This is a genomic window from Janthinobacterium sp. LPB2021202312-11-4 (genome assembly GCF_037049705.1).
In the GTDB taxonomy this organism is placed as follows: domain Bacteria; phylum Pseudomonadota; class Gammaproteobacteria; order Pseudomonadales; family Pseudomonadaceae; genus Aquipseudomonas.
This window is the reverse complement of record NZ_JBAGKV010000006.1, coordinates 1-20,724: the sequence shown is the minus strand read 5'-3', so window position 1 is coordinate 20,724 and position 20,724 is coordinate 1. Positions and strand designations below refer to the sequence as shown.

Here is a 20,724-nt window from a genome sequence, read left to right as displayed (position 1 = left end):
ACCAACTCGACTCAGAAGAATTACCGCGCCTTGGGCGTCGCGACTTTATCGCGCAGGTAAACCGGCTGCGCCTCATCCGCCACAATCGCCTCGCCCCGCTCCCAGGCAAACCGCGCCAGGGTCAGCAGGTCTTCGGCATGGGGCAACATCCCCGCGTCCTGCCCGGTCAGGTTGACGCCGATGCGCTCGGCATACCCCCAACCGGTGCCCGCGCCGAACCATTCGCCGCTGGCGTCGGCCGGCAGTGCCGCGACTTCCGGCGGCAACACGGCTTCATTGCCCACCAGGCGCATCTCACCGGCGGTTTCGCGGTAGCAGCCCCAATACACCTCATCCATGCGTGCATCGATGGCCGCCGCGACCTGGCTGACACCGTGCTCGCGATAAGCGCGCTGGGCCAGCACCGCCAGGTTCGACACCGGCAACACCGGGCACTCCAGGGCAAACGCTAGACCTTGCACCACACCGACGGCGATCCGCACGCCGGTAAAAGCGCCCGGCCCGCGACCAAAAGCGATGGCGTCCACCGCTTGCAGGGTGTTCCCGGCGTCGGCGAGCAATTGCTGGATCATCGGCAGCAGCTTCTGCGCGTGCAGGCGCGGGATCACCTCGTAATGGCTCGTCACCTTGCCGTCATGCAGCAAGGCAACGGAGCAAGCTTCAGTCGCGGTGTCCAGGGCCAGCAAGGTGCTCATCGATGTTTCCGTAAGAGAGAGTTAGAAAAAAGAGGGATCAGAAAAAGTGCGCCAGTATAAACAACTACGGCCCGCAAGCGGGCCGTAGAAGATGAAGCGATTCAGACTTTTCAGCTCAGCGCTTCAAGCACCTTGCCGGTGATCGCTTCAACCGAGCCCACGCCAGCAATGTGGCTGTACTTCGGTTTGCCCTGATCAGCGGCCAGGTTCTGGTAGAACGCTACCAGTGGCTTGGTCTGGGAATGGTAGACCGACAGACGATGGCGCACGGTTTCTTCCGTGTCGTCCTTGCGCTGTACCAGTTCTTCACCGGTGATGTCGTCTTTGCCGGCGATTTTTGGCGGGTTGTAGACGGTGTGGTAAACGCGGCCGCTGGCCTCGTGAACGCGACGACCGGCGATCCGCTGAACGATCTCTTCGTCGTCGACGGCGATTTCGACCACGTTGTCCAGTTCCACGCCGGCTTTCACCAGGGCTTCAGCCTGGGGAATGGTGCGCGGGAAACCGTCGAACAGGAAGCCGTTGGCGCAATCCGCCTGGCTGATGCGTTCTTTAACCAGGTTGATGATCAGGTCATCGGAAACCAGACCACCGCTGTCCATGACGCTTTTGGCGATCAGGCCCAGCTCGGTGCCGGCCTTGACGGCTGCACGCAGCATGTCGCCAGTGGAGATTTGCGGAATGCCGAATTTCTCGGTGATGAACTTAGCCTGAGTACCTTTACCGGCCCCGGGAGCTCCCAGCAGAATGACGCGCATCGATGTGCTCCTCAATTTTTTATATAGATAACGTCAGATTCGCCTCGTGGGGCCAATCTCAAAAATAGGGTCGTGACCGCCCAAACGGCCAAAGGCTGATCAAGATACACAGCAGGCCCTGCCCACACAAGCCGCCGAAAGTCGGAGAAACCCGCGCCGGTTGCGACCTTGGGACGGGGTGAGCCAAGTCGCAACCCCGTCACTAACTGTCGCCTGCCAGACCTTTTCAACCCTTCGCCCAACGGCACCGGGGCTATGTGCCAGGCACCCGGCCCCAAGAGCAAAACCTTAGCCGGTATTTCGCAAACCGGCGGCAATCCCCGCCACAGACACCAGTAGCGCCTGTTCTACCGGGCTGCCCTGGGCCACTTCCTGCTGTCGCGAACGGGCCAACAACTCGGCCTGCAATAGATGAAGCGGGTCGAGGTAGGTGTTGCGCAGGCGAATGAATTCCAGGGTGTCAGGGCTATGTGCCAGTAGCTGCGACTGACCAGTCAACCCAAGGACCACCGCACACGCCTGCGACAATAGGTCGCGTAAGTGCGCACCTAAAGGCAGCAGATCCGGCTCGACCAGCCGCTCGTCGTAAGACCGGGCGATGTCGGCGTCAGCCTTGGCCAGGACCATTTCCAGCATATCGATGCGGGTACGGAAGAACGGCCACTGCTCGCGCATCTGCCCCAGCAATTCACCTTCACCCCGTTCCAGCGCCTTGCTGAGCGCCGCTTCCCAGCCGAGCCAGGCTGGCAACATCAGGCGCGTCTGGGTCCAGCCGAAGATCCACGGAATCGCCCGCAGGCTCTCAATCCCGCCGGCGCGGCGCTTGGCCGGACGGCTGCCCAGCGGCAGACGACCGAGTTCCTGCTCCGGCGTGGACTGGCGGAAGTACTCCACAAACTGCGGATTTTCCCGCACCACGGCGCGGTAAGCCTTGACCCCATCGGCGGCCAATTCGTCCATCAGGTGACGCCAGGCCGGCTCCGGCGGTGGTGGAGGCAGTAACGTGGCTTCGAGCACCGCCGCCAGATACAGATTGAGGTTTTGCTCGGCGATGTCCGGCAGGCCGAATTTGAAACGGATCATTTCCCCCTGCTCGGTGGTGCGGAAACGCCCCGCCACCGACCCCGGCGGCTGCGACAGAATCGCCGCGTGCGCCGGACCGCCGCCACGACCCACGGTGCCACCGCGACCGTGGAACAACAGCAGTTCCACTTGTTGCTCGCGGCAAATATCCACCAAACGTTCCTGCGCCCGATACTGCGCCCAGGCCGCCGCCGTGGTGCCGGCGTCCTTGGCCGAGTCGGAATAACCAATCATCACTTCCTGCGGCCCTTGCAGGCGCGCGCGATAGCCCGGCAGCAGCAACAGTTTTTCGATCACCGGGCCCGCGTTGTCGAGGTCGGCGAGGGTTTCGAACAGCGGCACCACGCGCATTGGCCGCAATACGCCGGACTCTTTGAGCAACAGTTGCACCGCCAGCACGTCAGAAGCAGCGCCGGCCATGGAGATCACATACGAGCCGAGGGACGCCCCCGGTGCGGCGGCGACTTCCCGGCAAGTCGCCAGCACTTCGGCGGTGTCGGCGGACGGTTTGAAGTACGCCGGCAGCAACGGTCGACGGTTGTTCAGCTCACGCATCAGGAAAGCGATGCGCTCTTCCTCGCTCCAGTCTTCATAGCGACCGAGGCCCAGGTAATCGGTGATTTCGGTCATGGCCGCCGTGTGCCGCGACGAATCCTGGCGCACGTCGAGGCGCACCAGGAACAGGCCGAAGGTCACCGCCCGACGCAGGCAATCGAGCAGCGGACCGTCGGCAATCACGCCCATGCCGCACTCATGCAGCGAGTTGAAACACAACTCCAGCGGATCGAGCAGATCACGATTGTTTTGCAGCACATCGGCCGGTGCCGGGGTACTGACTTTCAAAGAGGCCTGAGCCCAGTTGCGCGTCGCCCGCAAGCGGTCACGCAATTGCTTGAGCACTGCACGATATGGCTCGGCGCTGTCGCCGGCCTTGTCTTTCAGGGCTTCGCTGGCCTGCTGCATCGACAACTCGGCCGCCAGGTGATCGACATCGCGCAGGTACAAATCAGCGGCCATCCAGCGCGCCAGCAACAGCACTTCGCGGGTGACCGACGCGGTGACATTCGGGTTGCCGTCACGGTCGCCGCCCATCCACGAAGCGAAGCGAATCGGCGCCGCCTCCAATGGCAAACGCAGGCCCGTCGCGGCGTGCAGCGCATGATCAGCCTTGCGCAAATAGTTGGGAATGGCTTGCCACAGCGAATGCTCGATCACTGCGAAGCCCCACTTGGCTTCATCAACGGGGGTCGGGCGGGTGCGGCGGATTTCCTCGGTGTGCCAGGCTTCGGCGATCAGGCGCTGCAATTTCGCCTGGATCTGCTCGCGCTCGGCGCTGGTCAGGTCGCGGTGATCCTGGGCGGCCAGTTGCGCGGCGATGGCGTCGTATTTCTGGATCAGGGTGCGGCGCGCCACTTCGGTGGGGTGCGCGGTCAGTACCAGTTCGATTTCCAGCCGACCGAGTTGCCGGGCCAGGGATTCGGCGCTATGGCCTTCGGCGCGCAAACGGGCGAGCAGTTCTGGCAGCACCCGGGCCTCGAACGGTGCCGGCTTCGACTCTTCGCGGCGGTGAATCAGCTGATATTGCTCGGCGATATTGGCCAGGTTGAGAAACTGGTTGAACGCCCGCGCCACCGGCAGCAACTCGTCTTCGCTCAACTGGTTGAGGCTGGCGCTGAGTTCGGCGTCCATCGAACCGCGACGGTCAGCCTTGGCGCCTTTGCGGATCTGCTCGATCTTGTCGAGAAAACCGTCCCCGTACTGTTCACGAATGGTGTTGCCCAACAGCTCACCCAACAGGTGAACGTCCTCGCGCAAGCGTGCATCAATATCGGTCATCAGCAGTTCTCCAGCGAAAAATCCGGGCGGCTAAGAGCTCCAAGAGTGCCGCTGCAAAGCGCTTCTTACAAGCAAACGACGAAGGGACTTTAAACCTTAGGCGTTAAAGCTAGTCTCAACAGTACGCCGTACAACGGCTGCCGCCGGCCGAACCCGGCATTCATCCTGCCTGCCACGAGCAGGTGCGCCATGAGGTCATTATGAAAATTCGCGAGCTAGCCCAGCATTGGGAAGAAAACGCCAAGGGTCGCCTGACCGACACTGGCTACACGATTCACCTGGACGTGGAAGCCGCCGCCCGGCTGGCCGCGATCACCGAGATGTACCCTAAACGGCATCCCGAAGAACTGCTGGGCGAGTTGATCGGCGCGGCACTGGAAGAACTCGAAGCGAGCTTCCCGTACGTGAAAGGACAGACCGTGGTCGCCACTGACGAAGAAGGCGATCCGCTGTACGAAGACGTCGGCCCGACCCCGCGTTTTCTCGCGTTGTCCCGTCGGCATTTGCATGACTTATCAGCCGGTAACGACAAGCAAAAACATTGATCCCGGCGCAAAACCTGTGGGAGCGGGCTTGCTCGCGAAGAGGCCGTGTCCGTTGAAGTAAATGTCGACTGACACACCGCTTTCGCGAGCAAGCCCGCTCCCACATTGGTCTCTGACGCCCTTCAAAAATGGCGTATTTCCTGGCCTTGAAAAAGCTGGAAATACCGCACCCCATCGCCAAAGTTCCCGGTTTAGAGCCTTGTCCGTTCGGTCAAAGTTTTTTTAGGCGTTTGGCCATCTTCTCTGAACTTTTGAAAAACGCCTCGGGTCGTACCCAGTAACCACGCCTGGTACGGCCGTTTCATTTCACGTTTTGAAATTCGGTTACGGCTCCTCACACCAGGATGGATTTAGATGTTTTTCAGGAGATATCCAATGGAGTTGAAGACCATGAAGACCAGCACTGCCAAATCCTCGTTTGCCCACCTGCGCGGTCTGAAACTGGCTGCACTGGCCATCGGCAGCACTTTCGTTCTGGCCGGTTGCGCTGGCAACCCGCCGACCGAGCAATACGCCGTGACCCAATCGGCCGTGAACAGCGCCGTCAGCGCTGGCGGTACCGAATTCGCCGCCGTGGAAATGAAGTCCGCCCAGGACAAGCTCAAACAAGCCGAAATCGCCATGCACGACAAAAAGTATGACGAAGCCCGCACCCTCGCCGAGCAAGCCGAATGGGACGCTCGCGTCGCTGAACGCAAGGCCCAGGCAATGAAAGCCGAACAGGCTGTGAAGGATTCCCAGAAAGGTGTTCAGGAACTGCGTCAGGAAAGTCAGCGCACTGTGCAGTAAGCGCGCATCCGGACCACACGCCTGAAGCTCTTATCGATAGAAAGGACGAACCATTATGCGTAAACAATTGATGATCCCCGCTCTCCTGGCCGCAAGCGTTGCCCTGGCTGCCTGCTCCACCCCGCCGAACGCGAACCTGGAACAGGCCCGCGTCAACTACTCCGGCCTGCAAGCCAACCCGCAAGCGAGCAAAGTCGCGGCCCTTGAGACCAAAGACGCCAGCGATTACCTGGACAAGGCCGACAAGGCTTACCAGGACAAACAGGACCAGGCCAAGGTTGACCAACTGGCTTACCTGACCAATCAGCGCGTGGAAGTGGCCAAGCAGACCATCGCCCTGCGCACCGCTGAGGCCAATCTGAAAAACGCCGCCGCCCAACGTGCCCAGGCCCGTCTGGATGCCCGTGATCAGCAGATCAAGCAACTGCAAGACAGCTTGAACGCCAAGCAAACCGATCGCGGCACCTTGGTAACGTTCGGTGACGTGCTGTTCGCCACCGACCGTGCGGACCTGAAGTCCAGCGGTCTGGTGAACATCAACAAACTGGCGCAGTTCCTCCAGGAAAACCCGGACCGCAAAGTGATTGTCGAAGGCTATACCGACAGCACCGGTAGCGCTGGTCACAATCAGACGTTGTCGGAGCGTCGCGCCGATTCCGTGCGCATGGCACTGGTGAAAATGGGCGTTGATCCAGCACGCATCGTCGCCCAGGGTTATGGCAAGGAATACCCGGTTGCCGAGAACGGCAGCGCGTCGGGCCGTGCGATGAACCGTCGGGTGGAAGTGACCATTTCCAACGACAACCAGCCAGTGATGCCACGTTCGGCGGTTAGCTCGAACTAAGCGTTACGCTGGAACGCAAAAGCCCCGCCTGATTTGATCAGGCGGGGCTTTTTTTGGATCAAAAGATCGCAGCCTCGTTGCACTCGACAGCTCCTACACAGTGCCTACAGAAGTACGCTGGCTGTGTAGGAGCTGTCGAGTGCAACGAGGCTGCGATCTTTTAAGGCTACGTTACGGCTCAAGCTTCTGCGGTGTTTCCTGCCCCATGCAACGCACGGCTTTTTTCTGGCCGTTAATCAATACGCCGGTCAGACCTTTCTGTTCGGTGTCGAACAACACCAGCACACCATCGACGCACTGCGCGACTTGCGGGGCCGGTTCCAGGGCAATTTTGTAGTCTTCGCCCGGCACGGTCTTGAGCATGGTGAATTCGTTGAGCAGCAACGCATCCTCGGGTTTGGCGAAGTGCAGGTAACCGTAGTACCAGAGCACCCCGACGGTGCCGAGGATGGTGCAGATACCGGTGAGGATCATCGGGATGGCGTTACGTTCTTCACTCATTGCGGACTCTCTGGTGGTTCATCTTTTGAATGGACGGGCACCGGGTAATTCGGGATTTCACCCAGGCGGCGCAGACCGTTGAAATGTTGCGGGTCTTCGAGATAGCGCAGCATCACCTGGCGCCAGACCGGGTCGGCGAAGGTCTGCACGTGACCGCCACGGGTCAGTTGCAGGACCCTCGGTGGCGGCGCAGCTTGATACAGCCGGATGCCGTTGGAAAGGGGCACGAGGTTGTCGTCGATGCTGTGGTAGATCAGTTTTGGCACGCCTTTGAGCTGCGCCATGGAGTTGATCGCACTGTCGCCGTCCGGCACCAGCCACGACAGCGGCACTTGGAACGGCCAGGTCAGCCACGAGGTGGTCAGGGCGAATCGACCGACATCCCGGTAACTGGCGGGCGCACCGTCGAGGACCAAGGCTTTGAGTTGAGGCTGGCGTTCCGGGTGCTGGACCAGGTAATGCACGGCCATCGAACCACCGAGGCTCTGGCCCAGAACGATCAAAGGCTTGCCCTTGACCTCGGGGGCCTGGTCGAGCCATTTGAACGCGGCGTCGATGTCCTGATAGATCGCCGGCAGGCTCGGTTTGCCTTCGGACAGGCCATAACCGCGATAGTCCACCAGCAACACTTGGTAACCCTCTTTGGGCAACCACCAGCTCCCGCCGAGGTGATACGACAGGTTGCCGCCGTTGCCGTGCAAGTGCAGCACCGTGCCTTTGACTTCGACGCCTTTGGCCACCGGCAGCCACCAGCCGTGCAGTTTCAGACCGTCGGCGGTGGTCAGGGTGACGTCGCGAAATTCGAGTTTGGCTTTGTCCGGAGTGAACGGCTGGCCCGGCTCGGGGTAGAACAGCAGCGAGCTGCAACCGCCAAGGGCCAGGAGCAAGCAGAGGATGCCGAGGATTCTCATCCGTTGAAACCTCGCAAAAAATTGATGACTAACCGTAGGAGCGAAGCTTGCTCGCGAAGGGTGCAACTCGGTCTTTCAGATACACCGTGTCATCGTTCTTCGCGGGCAAGCCTCGCTCCTACAGAGGTTGTGGTGACTACAGGATATTGGAGTAATCCGCTTCGATCCGGTCCAGGCTCAAGTGATTGAGGAAGTTGGAGAAGCACATCCACGCCGACAGTGCGTTCAAGTCGCGGAACTGATCCGGCAAATACTTGGGCGGCACCACCAGGCCTTCGTCCACCAGTTGGCGCAAGGTGCGCATGTCTTCCAGCGTGGTCTTGCCGCAAAACAGCAGCGGTATCTGCTCCAGCTTGCCTTTACGCACGGCCAACTGAATGTAGTTGTAAACCATGATAAAGCCCTTGAGGTAGGACAAGTCTTTGGTGAATGGCAGACCGTTCGGCACCGAACCACGGAACACCCGACTGGCGTTGCCGTAGCTTTCGGCCATTTCAAAGCCTTGCTCACGGAAGAACTCGAACACCTGCAAGAAGTCCGCGCCCTCCTCGACCATGTGAATCGCGCGGGTGCGGTTGGTCAGTTTGCGCAAGCGGCTCGGGTACGAGGCGAAGGTGATGATTTCCATCAGGATCGCCAGGCCTTCCTGGGTCACCGTCGACGATGGCGGGCCCTTGGACAGGAAGGTGCAGATCGGCTGGTTCAAACCATTGAGGGTGGTGCCCACGTGCACCAGGCCTTCGTGGACTTCCAGGGCGCGCACGTCACGGTCGTTGAACATCGCATCGGCGCGGATCTTGATGTAGTCGGCGCCCGCCGCCGCATCGGCGACGATCCCGTCGGACTCGAACACCCGAATGGTTTCCTCGGCCTCGCCAAACACCTTGTTCAACCGCGTTTGCAGCAGGTGCACGGCGTCCTTGGCGGTGAGGATTTTCGGTTCATCCTTGAGGTCGCCACGGCCATCGATGTTGTTCAGGTAATCCGAGAGCATCAGGCCCAGGTCGGCCAGGGTCGGGTCGCCAGCGTGGAACGCGTCGGACGCGGCGCCATACAGCTCCTGGGAAATCAGCCCGAAATCCTCGGTGCCGCGCGCTTCGAGCATGCGCACCACCATCCGGTATTCCTTGCACATGCGACGCATGATCTGCCCGACCGGGTTGAACTGGCCGAGCTGGCGGGTGATGTCGCGCTCGATGTTCTGGAATTCCAGTTTCACCTTGCTGGAGTCGAAGGACAGTGGCCGGTTCAGATAATAGTCGCGGTCCACGGCCGGCATTTCCTTGCCCTTGGCCTTGAGGAAACCCTTGCGGATGTTGTCGTCCCACTTGACCGCATCGAGGACGCGAATCGGCGTCTGCGCCAGCACTATGCGATCGGACAAAATGCGTATCGTCTGCTGGTAATCGTCCACCCGAAACTCCTGTAGTCAAACCGTTACGTGCTGGATTTATTTAACGTTAGCTTTGGCGTTGGCCAGGCGCTGATAGCGCACCGCTTCGACGAACACATCGGAATTGGCCGGGTCGTCGAGGTAAGCGAAGACCTGCTCCAGGCCGGTATTGATCAGCACACCGTCGCCGTCGTCGGTCTGGAAGCCTTCGCCCGTAAGGACTTTTTGCCCCATGGCCTGGTTGATCTGTTCGAGGTCGAGGTTGTAGACCACCAGTTCATGCTTTTCGTTGAGTTCGAACCCGGCAATGGTGAAATGCCCGCCGAACCTGGCCGGCACGGCGGCCGACAGGTACCAGCGATTGCCGTGACGGGACACCGTGAAGGGATAGGCTTCGCGCTCCCGGGGCTTGGCCTTGAAGTAACTGACGGCCTGGTAGCGGTTGTCGCCGATGCGCCTCAGCTCAAGGTTCATCGGCTCACCCCAGGCGTTGGTGCTGGTCCATTTGCCGAGCAATCCTTTGGGCGCGGGGTCGCTCGAAGGCAGCGGTTCCTTGAAGGTCACCAGGCAGCCACTGAGCAGCAGGAACGACAAGGCGATCACCACGACGCGCCAGGCTTTCATTCAACACTCCCTATGAACACACGCGTACCTGTAGGAGCTGCCGCAGGCTGCGATCTTTTGATCTTGCTTTGTCGCGATGTCCAGAGATCAAGATCAAAAGATCGCAGCCTGCGGCAGCTCCTACGGGGGATGCGGGATTACACCGACGCCAAGACCAAATGCATGTAGCGCGTGAGGATATCGAGCATTTCCGCTTCGGTCGCAGGCTCGGCACCATTGAGCAGGCCCTGATATTCCATCCGTCCGATAATCGCCGTCAACACCTTGGCATCTTGTTGGGGTTCACGGGAACCCAAGACTTCAAAAAGTTGGCAGGTGCCCTGCAACAGAATTTGCTGATGGGAACGCACCAGCAGCGCCAGGCGCGGGTTCAACAGCGCTTCCTGGCGGAACGCCTGCTCGGCCATCAAGTGTTCGCGACGGTTGATCAACTGCCGGTGAACGTAGTCCGCCATCAGTCGCGCAATATCGTCCGCCAACTGCGAGCGCGATTGCGGCGTGCCATCGCCACTGACCACCATCTCGCGCAGCAGCCCTTCATTGCTGGCCCACAGCTTGCCCATGTAGGCGGCGCTGCGTTCCACGTATTGGGCGAAGGTATCGGTGAGCAAGTCATCGATATCCTTGAAATAGTAAGTGGTGGCCGACAACGGCACTTCGGCCTCTGCCGCCACCGCGCGGTGACGCACCGCCCGCACACCATCGCGCACGACAATGCGCATGGCGGCATCGAGAATGTCCTGTCGACGCTGTTCGCTGCCCTGTCGGCTGGCCTTGCGGCCCTGGTACTGAACGCTTTCAGCGACCGCAGTGGCGATACCCGCTGCACCTTCTTGAGCCAATGCACGATTCACGACAAGTCATCCCTTTTACGTCAAAAGTAACCAATTGATACGTTTGTACCAGACAGGCAATAAAAAGCCGCCTGTTTTAGGCGGCTTTTTAACTGAAACGTTTACGCTTGCGGCCGCATGTGCGGGAACAGGATCACGTCGCGGATCGACGGTGAGTTGGTCAACAACATCACCAGGCGATCGATGCCGATCCCTTCACCGGCCGTTGGCGGCATGCCGTACTCCAGCGCGCGAACGAAGTCGGCGTCGTAGTGCATGGCTTCGTCGTCGCCGGCGTCCTTGTCGGCCACCTGGGCCATGAAGCGCTCGGCTTGGTCTTCCGCGTCGTTCAACTCGGAGTAGGCGTTGGCGATTTCGCGACCACCGATGAACAATTCGAAACGGTCAGTGACGTTCGGGTTGTCATCGTTGCGACGAGCCAGCGGCGACACTTCGAACGGGTACTGGGTAATGAAGTGCGGCTGTTCCAGCTTGTGCTCGACCAGCTCTTCGAAAATCATCACCTGCAATTTGCCCAGGCCCTCGAAGCCCAGCACCTTGGCGCCGGCCTTCTTGGCGATGGCGCGGGCCTTGTCGATGTCGGTCAGGTCGTCGGCGGTCAGCTCAGGGTTGTACTTGAGGATCGAGTCGAATACCGACAGACGCACGAACGGTTCGCCGAAGTGGAACACTTTCTCGCCGTAAGGCACGTCGGTGCTGCCCAGAACCAACAGAGCCAGTTCGCGGAACAGCTCTTCGGTCAGGTCCATGTTGTCTTCGTAGTCGGCGTACGCCTGGTAGAACTCCAACATGGTGAATTCAGGGTTGTGACGGGTCGAAACGCCTTCGTTACGGAAGTTGCGGTTGATCTCGAAGACTTTCTCGAAACCACCGACGACCAGACGCTTGAGGTACAGCTCAGGCGCGATACGCAGGAACATTTCCAGGTCCAGGGCGTTGTGGTGCGTTTCAAACGGCTTGGCCGCCGCGCCACCCGGGATGGTTTGCAGCATCGGGGTTTCGACTTCCAGGAAGTCGCGCTGCATCAGGAAGCTGCGGATGTGCGCAATCACCTGCGAACGCACGCGGAAGGTCTTGCGCACGTCTTCGTTGACGATCAGGTCAACGTAGCGCTGACGGTAGCGCTGCTCGGTGTCGGTCAGGCCGTGGTGTTTGTCCGGCAGCGGACGCAGGGATTTGGTCAGCAGGCGCACTTCGGTCATTTCGACGTACAGGTCGCCCTTGCCGGAACGGGCCAGGGTACCAACGGCGGCAATGATGTCGCCCATGTCCCAGGTTTTCACCGCGGCCAGGGTGTCTTCGGACAGGGTTTTACGGTTGACGTAAACCTGGATGCGCCCGGTCATGTCCTGGATCACCATGAACGAGCCACGGTTGAGCATGATGCGACCGGCAACCTTGACCGGGATTGCAGCCTCTGCCAGCTCTTCCTTGGTCTTGTCCGCGTACTGCTTCTGCAAGTCTTCGCAGTAGTTTTCACGGCGGAAGTCGTTCGGGAAGGCATTGCCCTTGGCGCGCTCGGCAGCCAGCTTTTCCTTGCGCAGGGCGATCAGGGAGTTTTCTTCCTGTTGCAGGGCTTGCGGGTCGAGTTCTAGGTCGCTCATGTCTTTAGATATTCCATCAGGTTCGTTGCCCCCGGCATTCGCCGGGGTTCGCGGGCAAGCCTCGCTCCTACAGGGACGTGGTGACGCCCCTGTAGCGCTGGCCTTAAAGCCCTTGTTTCAAGCTTGCTACCAGGTATTCGTCGATGTCGCCGTCGAGCACCTTGTCGCAGTCACTGCGTTCGATGTTAGTGCGCAAATCCTTGATTCGCGACGCATCGAGCACGTAAGAGCGAATCTGGTGACCCCAGCCGATATCGGACTTGGTGTCTTCCAGGGCCTGGGAAGCGGCGTTGCGTTTCTGCACTTCCTGCTCGTACAAGCGCGCCCGCAACATTTTCATCGCGGTGTCTTTGTTGGCGTGCTGGGAGCGTTCGTTCTGGCAACTGACCACGGTGTTGGACGGTACGTGGGTGATACGTACGGCCGAGTCGGTGGTGTTTACGTGCTGACCACCGGCACCGGAGGAGCGATAGGTGTCGATGCGCAGGTCCGACGGGTTGATGTCGATTTCGATGTTGTCGTCGATTTCCGGCGACACGAACACGGCCGAGAACGAGGTGTGGCGACGGTTGCCGGAGTCGTACGGGCTCTTGCGCACCAGACGGTGCACGCCGATCTCGGTACGCAACCAGCCAAAGGCGTATTCACCCTTGATGTGGACCGTGGCGCCTTTGATACCGGCGACTTCACCGGCCGACAATTCCATGATGGTCGCGTCGAAACCGCGTTTGTCAGCCCAGCGCAGGTACATGCGCAGCAGGATGTTGGCCCAGTCCTGGGCCTCGGTGCCGCCGGAGCCGGCCTGGATGTCCAGGTAGGCGTTGTTGGCGTCCATCTCACCGCTGAACATGCGACGGAATTCGAGTTTTTCCAGGGATTCGCGCAGACGTTCGACTTCGGCGGCGACGTCATCGACGGCGGCCTGGTCTTCTTCTTCGGCGGACATCAGCAGCAGGTCTTTGGCATCGGCCAGACCGGTGTGCATTTCGTCGAGGGTTTCGACGATCTGAGCCAGCAGCGAGCGCTCGCGACCCAGTTCCTGTGCGTACGACGGGTTGTTCCAGACTGCCGGATCTTCAAGCTCGCGATTGACTTCAGTCAGACGCTCATGCTTTTGATCGTAGTCAAAGATACCCCCGAATAGTTTCGGAGCGCTCGGACAGGTCCTTGATACTGTTAAGGATCGGGTTGATTTCCATGGCGGGCAGCACTCGTTGGCGAACTTTTGAAAGCCGGCGAGTATAACGTAATCAAGCTGTCACGGCAGCCCGCCTGGCGGACTGAATGCCGTCCAATTGCGTTTTGACCGCCTCAAGTGAAGGAAAACTTCTCGAAGAAAAATCCCCGCAAGCAAAAGTACTCTTCCTACACGAGATACAGATTCGCCCTGCATAAACCTCGCATCCACTCCTTCACAGTCCCGCCCTTCTAAATCAGCACAAGGGACGTGTGATGTTCAGCCCTGCCAACCAAGCCTCTTTCCTCCTGGACATCGAGGGGTTTACCCACGATCTGCAAGTCCTTGAATTCACCGGCAAGGAAGCCATCAGCCAACCCTTTCGCTTCGATCTGACACTGGTCAGCGAACGTCCCGACCTGGACCTGGAAAGCCTGCTGCATCGCCCGGCATTCCTCAGTTTCGACCACCACGGCGCCGGCATTCATGGCCAGGTTTACAGCGTCGGCCAGGGTGACGCCGGCAAGCGCCTGACCCAGTACCAAGTCAGCCTGATGCCCGGCCTTGCCTGGCTGGGTCACCGTTTCGATCAGAAAATATTCCAGAAACTCAGCGTGCCGCAGATCATCGCCCAGGTCCTCGAAAGCCACGGCATCCTGCGCAATAGCTACCGTTTCGCCCTCGGCACGGAGTACCGCCCACGGGACTACTGCGTCCAGTACGGCGAAAGTTGCCTGCATTTCCTGCACCGGCTCTGTGAAGAAGAAGGCCTGCATTACCACTTCGAGCATAGCCGCGAGGGGCATGTGCTGGTGTTCGGCGATGACCAAACCGTATTCCCCAGGCTCCACCGCCCCACCGCCTACCTGCAGGACAGCGCGATGGTCGCCGATGAACCGGTGATCAACGCCTTCACCCTGGCGCTGGAAACCCGCCCCACTGCCGTGACCCGTCGCGACTACGACTTCGAAAAGCCGTTGCTGCAATTGGAGAGCGCGGCGAAAGATCCTTCGCCGCTGCGGCTCGAAGACTACGGCTTTCCCGGCCAATTCACCGACCGCGAACACGGCAAGCACCGCGCCCGACGGGCCCTTGAACGGCACCGCAGCGATTATCGGCAAGCCAACGGGCGCAGCGATCAGCCGATGCTGCTCAGTGGCCATTTCCTGCCCCTGACCGGCCACCCGCGCCAGGAGTGGAACGACTTGTGGTTGCTGACCGAAGTCATGCACACCGGAAAACAACCGCAAGTGCTTGAAGAATCCAGCACCAGCGTCCCGAGCGACGACTTTTCCCAAGGCTACCGCAACACTTTTATCGCGACCCCGTGGCAAACGCCTTTCAGGCCCGCGCTGGTGCACCCCAAAACCACGATCAATGGCTATCAGCATGCGGTGGTTTGCGGCCCGCCCGGCGAAGAGATCCATTGCGACGAATACGGCCGCGTCCGCATTCAGTTTCCCTGGGATCGCGACGGCGACTACAACGACCATTCCAGTTGCTGGGTACGAGTGGCCAGCGGCTGGGCGCACGACCGCTATGGCAGCGTGTTAATCCCCCGCGTCGGCATGGAAGTGATCGTCGGTTTCTATCAGGGCGACCCGGACAAACCGTTGATCGTTGGCTGCCTGTCCAACGGCGCCAATCGTCCCCCGCTCGACCTCCCGGCCGAGAAAACCCAAAGCACCTTCAAGACCCAAAGCAGCCCGGGTGGCGAAGGATTCAACGAACTGCGCATCGAAGATCGCAAGGGCGCCGAGGAAATTTCCATCCGTGCCCAGCGTGATTACACACAACACGTACTGAACGACGAACGCGTTCAAGTCGACAACCAGCGCAGCGTCGTGGTCGGGGGCAACACCCGTCATGAACTGCGCGCCGAAGAACAGCGCATCACCCACGGCAACCGGCTGACGGAAATCCGCCAAGACGACCACCTGACGGTGCATGGCGACCGCCATGTTCGCGCCACCAGTCATCGGTTGAGTGCTCAACAGCAGATCCACACCAGTGCCGGCCAACACATCGTCATCGATGGCGGCGCCAGCGCCACGTTCCAGGTCGGCGGCGCGTGGATCACGCTCAACGCGGCGGGAATCTTCAGCAGCGTTCCCATTCAGGTAGGGGGTGCACCGATGCCGCTCATGGCAGCGACCCCGGTGGCGCTCGACGCGAGCGAACCACCGCTGCCCGAAGCGGTTTCAACCGCCCTGCTCAAACAACTGCTCGGCGACGAAGCCTTGATCGAACTCTGCCAGATGCCCAGCGGTGGAACACCGAAGGACTGCCCGCTGAGCGACTGCCAATGCCGTAAAGCCCTGGGCTATGGAGATCGCCCATGAACACCTGGATTCTGTTGGAGCGCCCCGCCGCTCAGCTCAAAACCCTTTACAGCACCGCAACACATCCCGATACCCAAAAGCTGTTCGCCGGCACGTCACTCAACCCTTTCGCCGAGCACAGCCCACTGCTGGTCAGGCTGAACAACCAGCCAACACTCCTTCAGGCGATCGAGAAAACCCCGGCTGAGTGGCCCGGCCTGCTGATCGAAAGCGCTTGTGACACGCCCTCGGTGCTCGCGCATTTGCGCCAGATGCTGATCGTCAAGTTCGACCAGCAACGCAAAGGCGTGCTGCGTTACTGCAACCCGACCGTTGCCAGTTATTTCTTCGCGGCCTGCTCGGCGCAAGACCTCAGCCTGTGGCTGGGCCCGATCAATGCCCTGCGCTGGTTCGGCGCGACGTGGGCCAGCCAAGCGACAGGTGCAAGCGGCTGGCAGCAACTGAACAACCTGCACGCGACGGACTGGCGCATTGAGCGGACACACCGGGAACTGGTGCTGAGCGCTGCCCAGGAAGAGGCTTTGACGCGCCAGCGCAATGAACAGTTTCTCTATTACTGGTGGCAGCAACATCCGCAGTACTCATTTGCGCATGCCCATGAATTGTTGGAACAAGCGCTGACCCAAGGCATCGACGACAGTGAAGCCATCAGCGCATTCCTGAGCGCCCACTGCGCGCAGGTCCAGCCATGACGCGCCTCGGGAGGTTGACCAGTGGCCCCGGCTGCGAGCGCGACAAGCTGATTGTTCAAGTCATCGGCACCGGGCATTCCAAAGACCAGCGACTGCTGATCGTCGATCAGTCCGGCGTCGAACCGCTCCAGGCCCTGACCGATGAGGCCGTGTGCGAAACCGAGCGGTTGACCAGCGTGCACAGCGAATTGTTTGTGTGGGACTGGTCGGCACCGCTCAAGCACCAGTTGTGCCTGGAAATTGCCACCACTCAAGGGCCGCCGATTCGCCTGCCGTTGCTGGAGGACGTGCGGGTGACCCCGCGTCAACTGGAAGCGCAGTGGAATCAAATTGTGCCGGTCCTGCCGTTTGCCGCGCTGCCCGGGACTCGCAGCCAATACGACCTCGGCACGCCGGTGCTGTGTCGCAGCGGTTATGTCTATGTGTTTTACCGCGATCGTCTCTGGCGTGAACTGGAAGTGCGGCAGGACGATGAACTCACGACTTACCGCGACATTGATCTGCAGGCGTATCGCTTGAATCATGAATTCAGCAGCGATTACCGACAGGCCAGCGGTGTCGAGCTGAGTGACATCTGGTTGCCCGCCACTTGGAACAATCAGCCGGCCGAAGCGGTGCAACTGTGTTTCAGCGAGGTCCAGCTCAGCGCGGCGCGTATTAAACGCCTGGAGGACGATTCGGCGTTGCGTGCCCTGCGGTGTCAGAGCCCGGCGTTGCAGTGCGAGAGCCAGACGTTCGAACGGCTTTTCGACCAGCAGCCTGATGGGGCGGCGATGCTGGAAGCTTTTAGTGGCTTCAATCTTTGGGATGCACAAGTATCCGATACGGCGACGAAAGCCAGCGTTACCTGGCGCAACCTGGCCGCGCGGGCCTTTCCGGTCGGACTGGCGGCGCCGCAACGGGCACGTCAAAGCGGTTTTGAATACGTGCTGGAGCATCCGGGCCGTTATGTGTGCGACCTGTCGGGGCAATTCCCGGTGCAGCGTAAAACCGAAGCCCAGGCTTGTCTGGATCAATGGGAGCAAGGCTCCGCACCCGCGTTGTCTGCAACGTTCGAAAGTAGCGCCTGGGCCGATTGCCTCGCCGCGCTGCTGGATCAACTGCGGGAAAAAACCGCGCCCGCCGATGAAGCAGACCTCTGGCAACCGCAGCCCACCGTCACCGATGTGCTGGAAGCGGCCCGGCAACGACGCGTGTGCGGCGTGCTACTGGAAGACCCGCGCCACCGCGTGCGGCATCTGGTGTCGCAGATCCAGCAACAACAGCAATTGCTGACGTTGTACGCCGAGCGCGCCAGCCTGCATCCACATCACGCCAGCGCGGTGATGGTTCAGCAATTGATCGTGCCGCCGAGCATTGATGGTCAGAAAAATCCGCTGCACGCCTGTTTCGACAAGGTGAAAGAGGCCGGGCGCCGCGACATCAACCGCTTCACCGCCACGGCTGAACGCGCCCTGCTCTGGCAGCAACTGAACATGGCGCAGACGCTGCTTGCCGAGTGCCTGCAACAGCCGGTTACCCAACAAACCCTGGCGGATCATTTGAGCCTGGAAGGGTTTGATTATCTGGCGGCGTTGTTTGCCGTGAGTCAGGTTTTCGCCAGCCTTGCCACTGTTCCGGCGCAGCTTGATCCGCTGGCCAAAAATGGGGACGTCACCAATGCGCTGACGGGGTTGAGCCTCTATAGCCCAACCGCCAGTGTGGGGCAGACGTTGCTGAATGACATTGCTCATGATTCGGCGCATCCGCTGCATGGGATGCTTTGGCCGGCGGTCAGTGAGGCGGAATTGGACGCGCCGTATCAGCCGCCCGCCGAGAACACGGTTAACAACGGGGATGGGCGGTTGCGCCCTCAACACCTCGCGGTTTTTGAAAGCGCTCCCGGTCCTTATTACCCGCAGGTCGAACACCTCGACGGGCATTTGCTTGAAGGGTTGCTAGCCAGTGGCAGCCTGAACAGCACGCTGACCGGTCAATCGAAAGCGACGGCCAGTACGCTGGTCAGCATTTATGAAAATCTGGCGGGGGCGGTTGAGACCGCCAGCAGCGCTGTGAATAAACCGTCCGGGGTTCAAGCCTCCCCGGTCCCTACCAGCGCCTATCTGCATGGACTCGGCGTGGGGTTGCTGCGCAGTTTGCTGCCCAACACCTTTGGTGAGATCTACCTCATCAATCGGCGCGATGCTGACCCGCAGCGCTATTACATCTTTGGTCTGTCGGATGTGCCAACCGGGGATCAGCGGCCACGGCGGGTGATGGGTGAGTACCTGGATGCTCAGGGTCGGCCGCTGACAGCGGGGAATGCAGCTGATGTTTTCGAGACGCCGAGCGCTTCACGTGTGGGCAATTACAAACTGCTGGTGATGCCGGTGGAACACCCGACAGTGAAAAGTCTTAGTGCGCTGAATCAGCGGATTAATGCAGTGCATAAAGAGGATGTTGAAGCGCGGGCGGGTGATAAGACAAATGGGAAAGGGCCTTTGCAGAAGGGTGTTGATGAACTTGGAGAGTTGGGGAATAGCCGGGTTTATCGGGTGTTGAACTCGTTGCCGTTTGCGGCGGGGGTTTTGATGTTGGAGGTTTGGAATGTTAGGACGGAGTTGCAGGGACGGGAACAGGGCGCACGGGAGAAAGGGTTATTCCGTGTCAACATTGGCGCATTCGGAGCCGGGTTAGATCTAGCTATCGCTTTGGAAATGCTGACTGTAAAACTTGCCGGTACCGAATCGGTTTTAGCGGCGGGTCGCAAAGTTATTTTTACTATTTCAGATAAAACCGCGAAAACCTTACGCCCTCTATTAGCCAAGTATTTAGTAAAGGAATTTACCGTTCGGCTGTTTTCGCAAATAACCAGTGGTTTGGTTCTTACAGCTATTTGCCTTTCAGACGCCTGGTATGCGTGGAAATGGGGCGATGACGCTAGTTGGGGATATCTGATGATGGCAGTGGGTGGGGCAGTCAGCGCTCTAAGTGCCTTGGTTATCAGCAGCGTCATGTTTCTTGGTCTCGGTCCGGCAGGTTGGGTAGCACTGATCTTGATCATAATCGGTGCCGGTATTGCTTGGTGGCTAAGCGACAAACCCATCGAAGAATGGCTGGTCAATGGCCCTTTCGGCACGCGAGTTCATTCAGGCAATGCGCATCTGCTGGACCCACAAAGTGGCTTTTATTACCTGATCAGTTTGTTTGCCGACATCCGTATCAGCGTGGGGGCCAACCCCGAATTCGTCCCTAATGCCAAAATTGACAGTCACGCTAAAACGCCGTTTCCAGTGATCTCATCCAATACCTGTATTCGCATTGAAAGTAACTTACCGGGTTTAGTTGCAAACCTTGGCACGCTCAACATCAATGCGCACTGCCGACTCAATACGTTCGAAGTCAAAGGTGGGCGTATAAAAAGTGAAACCGTGACGTTTACAAAACTGATCAACAGTCAAATTGCCCAACCCAAAGCGCAAAGGCTGCTACCTCAGGGACTGGAACTGTTCTTCACAACGCCTCCGAACTATGCCTTTGATTTGGCGACACACTCATCTGGCGTCGAGCAACAATGGCAAGTGAGAGCGCAGTGTGTATTGGAACAAAAAAATCAACGCTGGCACTTTCCTGCCCCACCGCCAAAGGATGGAACGCCATTTGGTGCCCCGCACAAAAAACCAAGCTTCGACAGCGTAGGCGAACTTTATTGGGCTGACGAACTTACAAACAAATCCCGGAACAGCAACTAATGACTGATGAATCGTGGTACGCCAAAACTGCCTATGGGTTGAAAGAAGCCCCCCAACAAGAGCCCTCACCTGAACGTCCTTGGATTATGCGCTTCGCCAAGATCAGACTACCGTGGGGCAACACAGAAGAAGTCACGGCTGCAAACCTTCTCGAAAAATTCTCCCCAAAAGAAATTCGACTCCATGAAAAATTCAAAAAAGAGCGTGAAGAGCAAATAGCCACAAACACTTATGATCCAAGCCCATACGAGCTTATTGATTTCCACATAAGGGATGACCATGAACGATTCAGATACGCGAGTCTTCCGGCGAGCTCTCACTTTTGGCTATATATGAAAACCCTAG

At 59.4% G+C, this 20,724-nt stretch carries 17 protein-coding genes; 7 read left to right on the top strand and 10 right to left on the bottom strand.

From position 1 onward, the window contains the following. Nucleotides 1-20: 20 nt before the first annotated feature. The 3 genes from tsaB to ppc all read right to left on the bottom strand — a co-directional run bounded on the left by tsaB (nucleotide 21) and on the right by ppc (nucleotide 4,372). A complete protein-coding gene (tsaB, locus tag V5E99_RS08410) occupies nucleotides 21-695 on the bottom strand; it encodes a tRNA (adenosine(37)-N6)-threonylcarbamoyltransferase complex dimerization subunit type 1 TsaB (RefSeq protein WP_499802036.1) in 675 nt (224 codons plus the stop codon). A gap of 110 nt (nucleotides 696-805) precedes the next feature. After that, nucleotides 806-1,453: an adenylate kinase gene (gene adk / locus V5E99_RS08405; protein WP_499802035.1), complete on the bottom strand. Its 648-nt coding sequence runs from the start codon at nucleotides 1,451-1,453 to the stop codon at nucleotides 806-808. Nucleotides 1,454-1,741: 288 nt separating this feature from the next. Then, nucleotides 1,742-4,372, bottom strand: coding sequence for a phosphoenolpyruvate carboxylase (ppc, locus tag V5E99_RS08400; protein ID WP_499802034.1), 2,631 nt, complete (start codon nucleotides 4,370-4,372; stop codon nucleotides 1,742-1,744). A 200-nt stretch (nucleotides 4,373-4,572) separates the two neighbouring features. On the opposite strand from ppc, the gene V5E99_RS08395 reads away from it, so the two are divergent. The 3 genes from V5E99_RS08395 (at nucleotide 4,573) to lptF (ending at nucleotide 6,550) form a co-directional block, all read left to right on the top strand. Next, complete coding sequence (locus V5E99_RS08395) at nucleotides 4,573-4,917, top strand: hypothetical protein (RefSeq protein ID WP_499802033.1); 345 nt, start codon at nucleotides 4,573-4,575, stop codon at nucleotides 4,915-4,917. A 390-nt stretch (nucleotides 4,918-5,307) separates the two neighbouring features. Continuing rightward, complete coding sequence (locus V5E99_RS08390) at nucleotides 5,308-5,706, top strand: DUF4398 domain-containing protein (protein ID WP_499802032.1); 399 nt, start codon at nucleotides 5,308-5,310, stop codon at nucleotides 5,704-5,706. Nucleotides 5,707-5,761: 55 nt separating this feature from the next. Next, the gene (lptF, locus tag V5E99_RS08385) at nucleotides 5,762-6,550 is read left to right on the top strand and encodes a lipotoxin F family OmpA-related lipoprotein LptF (protein ID WP_499802031.1); all 789 of its coding nucleotides are present in this window, start codon (nucleotides 5,762-5,764) and stop codon (nucleotides 6,548-6,550) included. 171 nt (nucleotides 6,551-6,721) lie between these two features. On the opposite strand, the gene V5E99_RS08380 is transcribed toward lptF, so the two are convergent. From V5E99_RS08380 to prfB, 7 genes are all read right to left on the bottom strand, one after another. Then, a complete protein-coding gene (locus V5E99_RS08380) occupies nucleotides 6,722-7,051 on the bottom strand; it encodes a PA3694 family proteiin (RefSeq protein WP_499802030.1) in 330 nt (109 codons plus the stop codon). After that, nucleotides 7,048-7,962 (bottom strand): alpha/beta hydrolase, encoded by a 915-nt coding sequence (locus tag V5E99_RS08375; RefSeq protein WP_499802029.1) that lies wholly within the window; start codon nucleotides 7,960-7,962, stop codon nucleotides 7,048-7,050. Before V5E99_RS08375 ends, V5E99_RS08380 begins: the two co-directional genes overlap by 4 nt. Nucleotides 7,963-8,098: 136 nt before the next feature. Next, entirely contained in the window at nucleotides 8,099-9,376 is a 1,278-nt protein-coding gene (locus tag V5E99_RS08370; RefSeq protein WP_499802028.1) for a flavohemoglobin expression-modulating QEGLA motif protein, read from the bottom strand. Between the two features lie 36 nt (nucleotides 9,377-9,412). Next, complete coding sequence (locus V5E99_RS08365; RefSeq protein ID WP_499802027.1) at nucleotides 9,413-9,979, bottom strand: hypothetical protein; 567 nt, start codon at nucleotides 9,977-9,979, stop codon at nucleotides 9,413-9,415. Nucleotides 9,980-10,116: 137 nt separating this feature from the next. Then, entirely contained in the window at nucleotides 10,117-10,833 is a 717-nt protein-coding gene (locus V5E99_RS08360; RefSeq protein WP_499802026.1) for a TetR/AcrR family transcriptional regulator, read from the bottom strand. Between the two features lie 101 nt (nucleotides 10,834-10,934). Further along, the gene (gene lysS, locus V5E99_RS08355) at nucleotides 10,935-12,437 is read right to left on the bottom strand and encodes a lysine--tRNA ligase (RefSeq protein ID WP_499802025.1); all 1,503 of its coding nucleotides are present in this window, start codon (nucleotides 12,435-12,437) and stop codon (nucleotides 10,935-10,937) included. A 103-nt stretch (nucleotides 12,438-12,540) separates the two neighbouring features. Next, nucleotides 12,541-13,636, bottom strand: a protein-coding gene (gene prfB, locus V5E99_RS08350) for a peptide chain release factor 2 (protein ID WP_499802024.1) whose coding sequence is annotated in 2 segments (ribosomal slippage) — nucleotides 12,541-13,572 and nucleotides 13,574-13,636 — 1,095 coding nt in all. Because the reading frame shifts where the segments join, the coding sequence is not laid out codon by codon here. 253 nt (nucleotides 13,637-13,889) lie between these two features. Here prfB and V5E99_RS08345 point away from each other — a divergent pair. From V5E99_RS08345 to V5E99_RS08330, 4 genes are all read left to right on the top strand, one after another. Continuing rightward, nucleotides 13,890-15,956, top strand: coding sequence for a type VI secretion system Vgr family protein (locus V5E99_RS08345; RefSeq protein WP_499802023.1), 2,067 nt, complete (start codon nucleotides 13,890-13,892; stop codon nucleotides 15,954-15,956). Then, nucleotides 15,953-16,648, top strand: a complete 696-nt coding sequence (locus V5E99_RS08340) for a DUF4123 domain-containing protein (protein ID WP_499802022.1) — start codon at nucleotides 15,953-15,955, stop codon at nucleotides 16,646-16,648. Before V5E99_RS08345 ends, V5E99_RS08340 begins: the two co-directional genes overlap by 4 nt. Next, nucleotides 16,645-20,379, top strand: coding sequence for a toxin VasX (locus V5E99_RS08335; RefSeq protein WP_499802021.1), 3,735 nt, complete (start codon nucleotides 16,645-16,647; stop codon nucleotides 20,377-20,379). Before V5E99_RS08340 ends, V5E99_RS08335 begins: the two co-directional genes overlap by 4 nt. After that, a partial coding sequence (locus V5E99_RS08330; RefSeq protein ID WP_499802020.1) for a hypothetical protein occupies nucleotides 20,379-20,724 on the top strand: 346 nt, incomplete at its 3' end. The genes V5E99_RS08335 and V5E99_RS08330, both read left to right, overlap by 1 nt.